Origin of the sequence: Microbacterium koreense (genome assembly GCF_042677105.1) — a bacterium.
GTDB lineage: Bacteria > Actinomycetota > Actinomycetes > Actinomycetales > Microbacteriaceae > Microbacterium > Microbacterium koreense.
On sequence record NZ_JBHTIM010000001.1, the window covers coordinates 2,889,973 to 2,896,408 of the forward strand.

Genomic DNA, 6,436 nt, shown 5'->3' on the forward strand with positions numbered 1-6,436 from the left:
TCAGGCACCCTTCACTGCGTTGCGGACGTAGACGATGCGGCCGCGCGCGCCGGGAACCGCGCCCTTGACGAGCAGCAGACCCTTCTCGGCGTCGACGGCGTGCACCGTGAGGTTGAGGACGGTCACGCGCTCGCCACCCATACGGCCGGCCATGCGCATGCCCTTGAAGACGCGGCTCGGAGTCGACGATGCGCCGATCGAGCCGGGCTTGCGGTGGTTGCGGTGTGCACCGTGCGACGCCGAAACACCCTTGAAGTTGTGGCGCTTCATGACACCCGCGGTGCCCTTACCCTTGCTCGTGCCGACGACGTCGACGAGCTGGCCCGCTTCGAACGTGCCGTCGACCGTGAGCTCCTGACCGAGTGAGTAGTCAGCGGCGTCCGCGGTGCGCACCTCGGTGAGGTGACGGCGCGGGGTCACACCGGCAGCCTCGAAGTGGGCTGTCTGCGGCTTGTTGACCTTGCGCGGGTCGATCTGGCCGTACGCGATCTGCACGGCGTTGTAGCCGTCCTTCTCGGGCGTGCGGACCTGGGTGACGACGTTGGGCGCCACCTCGATGACGGTGACGGGAACGAGCTTTCCGCTCTCATCCCACACCTGGGTCATGCCGAGCTTGGTGCCCAGCAGTCCCTTGGAAACCTTGGATTCGATACCAGCCATGATGTGAACCTGCCTCAGAGCTTGATCTCGATGTTGACGTCAGCCGGGAGGTCGAGACGCATGAGCGAGTCGACGGCCTTGGGCGTCGGGTCGATGATGTCGATGAGGCGCTTGTGGGTGCGCATCTCGAAGTGCTCGCGGCTGTCCTTGTACTTGTGGGGCGACCGGATGACGCACACGACGTTCTTCTCGGTCGGAAGGGGCACGGGGCCCACGACCGTCGCTCCGGCACGGGTCACGGTGTCGACGATCTTGCGCGCCGACGAATCGAGGCCGGCGTGGTCGTACGACTTCAGGCGAATGCGGATCTTCTGTCCCGCCATTGTCTGCTCACTCTCTTTCCGCGTCATACCGCTCGGGGCATTGGACGCACGTGGCGTTTCGCTTGTGCGAGACGCCTGGGCACTTCTCCGGTTCTCACCGGTGATGCTGCACCGCTGTTCTCATGTCAACCCGGATGCCGTGGCATCCGGCCCTTTCACCGGCGCACGCGAGTGCACATTCCCTTAGGGGCGGTATCGAGGGGTGTCGTTCTGCTGCCCGCGGCCTAGGACCCTGCGACGCTCAAAGAGTGTCGCCGCCTATGCACTGCCCTGGCAGTGATCCAGCATGCGCACTGAAGGCACGCCGGAATGTGGAACCTGACTAGTCTACGTGCAGCCCGGGCGTGTCGCAAACTCGGGCGTGTCGTAGACGACGCAGAGGCGGGTCGGCGCCACGCCGACCCGCCCCCGAGGTTCTCGTTCGATCAGGCCTTGTCGTTGCCGACCATGCCGTCGAGGTTGTCCCGCACCCCGTCGACATGCTGATCGACGCTGTCCGGGGCGACCTTCTTGACGAATTCGGCGGCTGCGTCCAGCACGTTGTCGCTGACCTGCTCGGCCTGGTCCGACGACAGCGCGTCTTGGATCTTGTCCTTGTTGTCGTCCAGGAATTCCTTGCCCTGGTTGACGATGTCATCGATGCCCATGGGGCCCCCTCGTGATCTGAAATGAATGCGGGCGTCATGCCCGACGGCTCATTCTGGCGCGGATGCGGTGTCTTGGGAACCCGTGCGCGGCGGGCGGGCCGACCATACGACGAAGGCGACGGCGGCGACGGCGACACTGCCGAGTCCGACCGCCCACCAGGGGAACCCGGGGATCTCAGGGTGGCGGCCGGCGGCCTCCAGGTCGTCGACGGGTGTCGGGGTGACGCGTTCGCCTGTGACGAGGATGCGCTGCGTGTTGATCCCGAGCGGGGTGCACGTGACAAGCGTGACGAGGTCTTCGCCGGGAATCGCGAAGAGGGTCTCGGTGTCGTCGGGGTCGACCACCTGGGTGCCGCGCACGCGATAAGTCAGGACCTCTCCGAAGACCTCGATGACGAAGGTGTCGTCGACCTGCACTCTGTTGAGGTTCGTGAACAGCTCGGCGTCGGCCAGTCCGCGATGTGCGGTAAGGACGGAATGGGTGGCGAGCCCTCCGACGGGCAGCGCCGTTCCTTCGAGATGGCCGACGCCTTGAAGAAGTACCGCGTCACTCGTGCCGTGATAGACCGGCAGATCGACGGCGATGGAAGGAATCTTGATGCGGGCCATCAGCCCGGTGCCGTTCGCGTCGAGCTGCGCGGAGTACCCGTCCGCCTGATCGGGATTCTCAGCATCCGGAATGTTGCGGCCGGCAGCGACGAGAGCCCCACCGGTGAGTCTTTCGTTGTAGTCGCGTGCCTCCGCGATCGCCTCCGCAAGACCGTCCGCCGGCAGTTGCTCGACGTCGTCGGAGTATGCGCCGATGATCGCGGACTGCTGCGCCTGGTTGACCCACGACGCGGCGGCGGGGTAGAGAAGTACGCCCGCGCCGAGCACGAACAGCGCGGCCACGACGACGGGCAGCGTGAGGGATCGGCGCGCTCGATGGCGGCGCTGCTCCATGCGGCTATCGGTGATCGACATCGAGCACAACGGTACGGCGGCGAACCCGCAGGATGATGAGAGCGACGAACGCCCCGGCGAGGATCCCGGCGCCGACGATGACGAACGCGTCCGCGGCCGCGCCACCGGTGAGGGGCAGACTCAGCGTCGGGATCGGTTCATTGACGAAGCGATAGACGACCGACGCCCCCGCCGGCGGCGCCGTGATCGCTTCTTCGGTCACGACACTCCAGGTGCCGTCGGGGTTCTGGACCTCCAGTCGGGCCAGGCGGTAGGCCAACGGCGCCTGCTCGTCGGTGAGCGCCTCGGCGAGTGTGTACGAATGTCCCGGACGGGCCTCGAACGTCGTGGAGGCGCTGGCGACGTCCGCGCCGACGACGGAGGACGCGGTGAGCCCCGCGAGCGTCGCGGGTGTGGCGGTGAGCGTCCAGTCTGCGGGAACGGCGGTGCCCGAGACCACGGACTTGAGAAGCGTGATCGATGCGGTCCCGTTCGTCACCGCGCAGGTCACCGCGGCACCGGGTGACAGCGTCACTTCGGCGGCAACGACGGCGATATCGGCTCCCGCCGCATCCGTGCAGACCCAGTCTCCGACCTGGACGTAGGTCGCGGGCCCGTCGCTCTCGTTCAGGGTGTAGGCCGTCGACGGCGAGACGACCGCGGTCGCGGACGTCGTTCCCGACGCCCCGGACGGTCCCGGCCGCGCCGGTGACGGCGCGTCCGCCGACAGAGTCCACGTGTCGAGGGGCTCCTGTCCGAGAACGACCTTCTCAAGCGTCAACTCGGCGTTCACGGGATCACTCGTGCACACAGGCACCCCTCCCGCATCCGGCGCGACACAGTTGTCGAGGATCCCGTCACCGAGCGTGCCCGCCGCCCCGATCACGACGTCGTAGCTCACGATGACCACCCCGGGATCGGGGCCGATCGAACCCGTGAGGGTCAGCGTCGGCGAGATGGGATCATCGATGAATTGCGCGGTGATCCCCGACTCTGCGGGCGACAGCGAAATGCTGCCATCGACGAATGTCGCATCGTCGAGCACGCCGGAGAGGTCGTCGGTGAAATCGACGACGGCCGGGAACACCCCGGTGTGTGTGAGTGTCACCTCGTAGCGCACCTGTGCGCCGGGGTCAGGCGTTCCCACGAGTGCCTTGTCGACGGTGGCGGCACCCGGGATCTGACGGTTCTGGAAGTAGCAGACGATGGTCTTTCCCGGCCCCACATCGTCGAGTTGGACGGACGTCGAGGTGATCGACACCTCGCCGTTCGGAATACGCGCGGCCGGCCCGGCATCGGCGATCGAGCACACACTGGCACTCGTGTCGAGCTCGAAGCCCGGTTGCTGTGTCTCGGAGATCGTCAGGTCGGCCGACGCCGTCGGCCCGTCGTACTCGAGCGTCCAGGTGGCGTAGCCGTTGCCGTCGGTGGTCTGCGTGGGAACGGCGGGGATTGACGTCACGACGCCTGCGGTGACGGTCGGAGCGACGCCGACGGTCCAGCCCTGGCCGGGGAGGAAGTCGCCGTCGACGTCGATGACCCCCTTCTCGACGAGCACCGTCGTCTCCCACACCTCGGGTGCGACATTGGAGAACGTGCATCCACGAAGGCGTACGTTGGACCAGTTGTGGGTGGGCGCGACGAACTGTCCGCATCCCGTGACGTTGCTGAAGTCGAGTTCGGAATCGCCGGACAGCGTGAGGTCGTAGAGGCCGACTCGTTGCACGACGCCGTTGCTGGCCTTGAAGCCGTTGCCGTCGGCATCCGCCATGACGAAGAGCGCACCGACGTCGCTTCCTTGCGCAAGTCCCCCGGCGGTCTGGATCGTCCCGTTGTTGATCTCGAAGGTGATCCCGTCGGCGACCCGGAAGATCGGGAAGACGCTTCCCGTCCCGGTGATCGTGAGGACCCCTTCGATCGTCATATCCGTTCCGGAGTCGCCGATGTCGAACACCGCGATACCGTCGCCGTTCGTGTCGAAGAGGTCGACATTGATCGTCTGGTTACCGCTGATGCCGTCGTCGTCGATGATGCCAGCGTGATCGGAGGCGAGAAGCGCGATCTGGGCCTTCAGCGCAGCGAGCTCCGCGTTCAGCGCGATCATGCCGGGGACGTCCTGAACATAGGCGTTCGCGAAGGGTGAGGTCGTCAGCGATTGATCCGGGAAGAATCGGCTGCCTGAGGTGCCCGACGCCGGGTTGGTGACCCGAGAAACGATCCCGCGGTCGGCATAGAGGTCGACGTTGCTGAAGTCGAAACGCGCGGAGGTGCCACCCGGCATCGCGATGTTCCCGCTCCAGTCCGGCGTGGCCGTGCCGTTCCGCCCGAGCTGATAATTGGAAACCTGGAAGGCCGATCCACTGTTCGCGGTCGCCACGCCGAGGAACTGCTGCAGCTGCGGCGTGAGGGGGAGGTTCGGAAGCTCCACGGCCGCGGGGGCCACGTTGACCGGCGCCGCCGTCGCGGGCGGGGCGACGCTCCCGACAGCGGCCGCGAGAGCGACGCCGGCGACCACGGCCAGGCGCGCGAGACGACGCTGCGGCGATCGCCGCCTCTGCGCGTTGTCCGTGCCGTTCATGTGCTGATCCCCACAGATCTGTTGCACCGCTGTGTGGCGCGCGAGGAGAGGCCCCGCCTCCCCTCGTGCGCGTGGACTACTCCGCGCGTTGCGCGTTGCGGCGTCGGATGATGATGATCGCGGCTCCGAGCGCGGTGAGCAGAATCGCGACCCCCGCGACCGCGAACATGAGCGCACCGTCTCCACCGGTCATCGGAAGGGGAAACGCGGGGAGTTGTGGGTTGGGGATGGCCATCACGACGGGGGTGGCGACTCCCGCGGCGGTGACGGTGACCGGGATCGGCGTCTCGGTCAACTCGTACCCGGCAGGCGCGGCGATCTCACGCAGGTAATAGGTGCGCTCGATCGGGTCGGCGTCGGTGCTGTTCCCGGCGAACAGACCCGGGATCAGCACAGTGCCATCCGCACCGGTGGTGAACACCGTCTGCGCGGGAATCACCGCGCCCGCGGCATCACGTGTCACCGCGATACGCCCCGCCTCCGCACCCGCCGCGGCCTCAGCCTCGGTCGCGTACACCGCGAACTGCGCACCCTCGAGCGTGTTCGCCACCTCACCGGCGGCGTGCTTCAGGATCGACACCGCACCCCAGTACGTCGTGGCAACCGGAGTCGTGATCGGCGTGCCCGTCATACCCGGGTCGTTGATCCACACATCCGCGGTGTTCTCGATCGCACCGGTGGCGACCACCGTCGTGTCGAACACGATCTCCAACACCTGCCCCTGACCGGTGTTGATCGCCACCGCGTCGAAAACCCACTGAACCGTCTGACCATTGACCGTCTCGGTCGGCGTGACATCCGCGCCACCGATCGTCACCGACGTCGTCGACGCGAACGCGAGCTTCGCATCCAGCGTGTCCGTCACACGGAAGTCCGAATACGACTGTCCGTCCGCAAGCTGCGGGATATCGATCGTGATCGTCCACGGCACCGTCTCACCGAGCCCGGCACCGGCCGGAGCACCCGGAACCTTCGACACCGTCGTGATCGAGTTCTTCGGATACACGTGCACATCCGAGTTCCACGTGCCCTCACCCGTCGGAATCGGGATCGTCACCACGAACGGCGCAGCCATCTGCGTGATCGTCACCGGCTCGCCACCCGCGGTCGCCCCCGGGCTCACCAACTCCGTCACCAGATACGCACCCACCGCCAAGCTCGACACCGACGCCGAACCATCCGCCGCCGTCGTCACCGTCACCGGCGACCCCGTCAACGGCGCAGAACCCGGATCGGACACATAACCCTCAACCGCATCCCACCCCTCGGTCGTCGTCAGATCGACA

The 6,436-nt window shown here is 66.8% G+C and carries 6 protein-coding genes; all 6 read right to left on the reverse strand.

Annotated features, from left to right (window positions below):
• Positions 1-660 (reverse strand): 50S ribosomal protein L3, encoded by a 660-nt coding sequence (gene rplC, locus ACFQZV_RS13560; RefSeq protein ID WP_378752266.1) that lies wholly within the window; start codon positions 658-660, stop codon positions 1-3.
• Between the two features lie 14 nt (positions 661-674).
• Positions 675-983 (reverse strand): 30S ribosomal protein S10, encoded by a 309-nt coding sequence (rpsJ, locus tag ACFQZV_RS13565; RefSeq protein ID WP_013584016.1) that lies wholly within the window; start codon positions 981-983, stop codon positions 675-677.
• A gap of 425 nt (positions 984-1,408) precedes the next feature.
• Positions 1,409-1,630: an Rv0909 family putative TA system antitoxin gene (locus ACFQZV_RS13570; protein ID WP_378752264.1), complete on the reverse strand. Its 222-nt coding sequence runs from the start codon at positions 1,628-1,630 to the stop codon at positions 1,409-1,411.
• Between the two features lie 48 nt (positions 1,631-1,678).
• On the reverse strand, positions 1,679-2,593 hold the full coding sequence (locus ACFQZV_RS13575; protein WP_378752262.1) for a class C sortase: 915 nt from the start codon (positions 2,591-2,593) through the stop codon (positions 1,679-1,681).
• Positions 2,577-5,150, reverse strand: coding sequence for a DUF7927 domain-containing protein (locus ACFQZV_RS13580; RefSeq protein WP_378752260.1), 2,574 nt, complete (start codon positions 5,148-5,150; stop codon positions 2,577-2,579). The genes ACFQZV_RS13575 and ACFQZV_RS13580 overlap by 17 nt, the downstream gene beginning before the upstream one ends.
• A 76-nt stretch (positions 5,151-5,226) precedes the next feature.
• Positions 5,227-6,436: SpaH/EbpB family LPXTG-anchored major pilin (locus tag ACFQZV_RS13585; RefSeq protein WP_378783348.1), on the reverse strand; the 1,210-nt coding region annotated here is incomplete at its 5' end.

Coding starts and splice junctions, on each gene's coding strand:
- rplC (WP_378752266.1), bottom strand. CDS start 660: ATGGCTGGTATCGAATCCAAGGTTTCCAAGGGACTGCTGGGCACCAAG.
- ACFQZV_RS13575 (WP_378752262.1), bottom strand. CDS start 2,593: ATGTCGATCACCGATAGCCGCATGGAGCAGCGCCGCCATCGAGCGCGC.
- ACFQZV_RS13580 (WP_378752260.1), bottom strand. CDS start 5,150: ATGAACGGCACGGACAACGCGCAGAGGCGGCGATCGCCGCAGCGTCGT.
- ACFQZV_RS13570 (WP_378752264.1), bottom strand. CDS start 1,630: ATGGGCATCGATGACATCGTCAACCAGGGCAAGGAATTCCTGGACGAC.
- rpsJ (WP_013584016.1), bottom strand. CDS start 983: ATGGCGGGACAGAAGATCCGCATTCGCCTGAAGTCGTACGACCACGCC.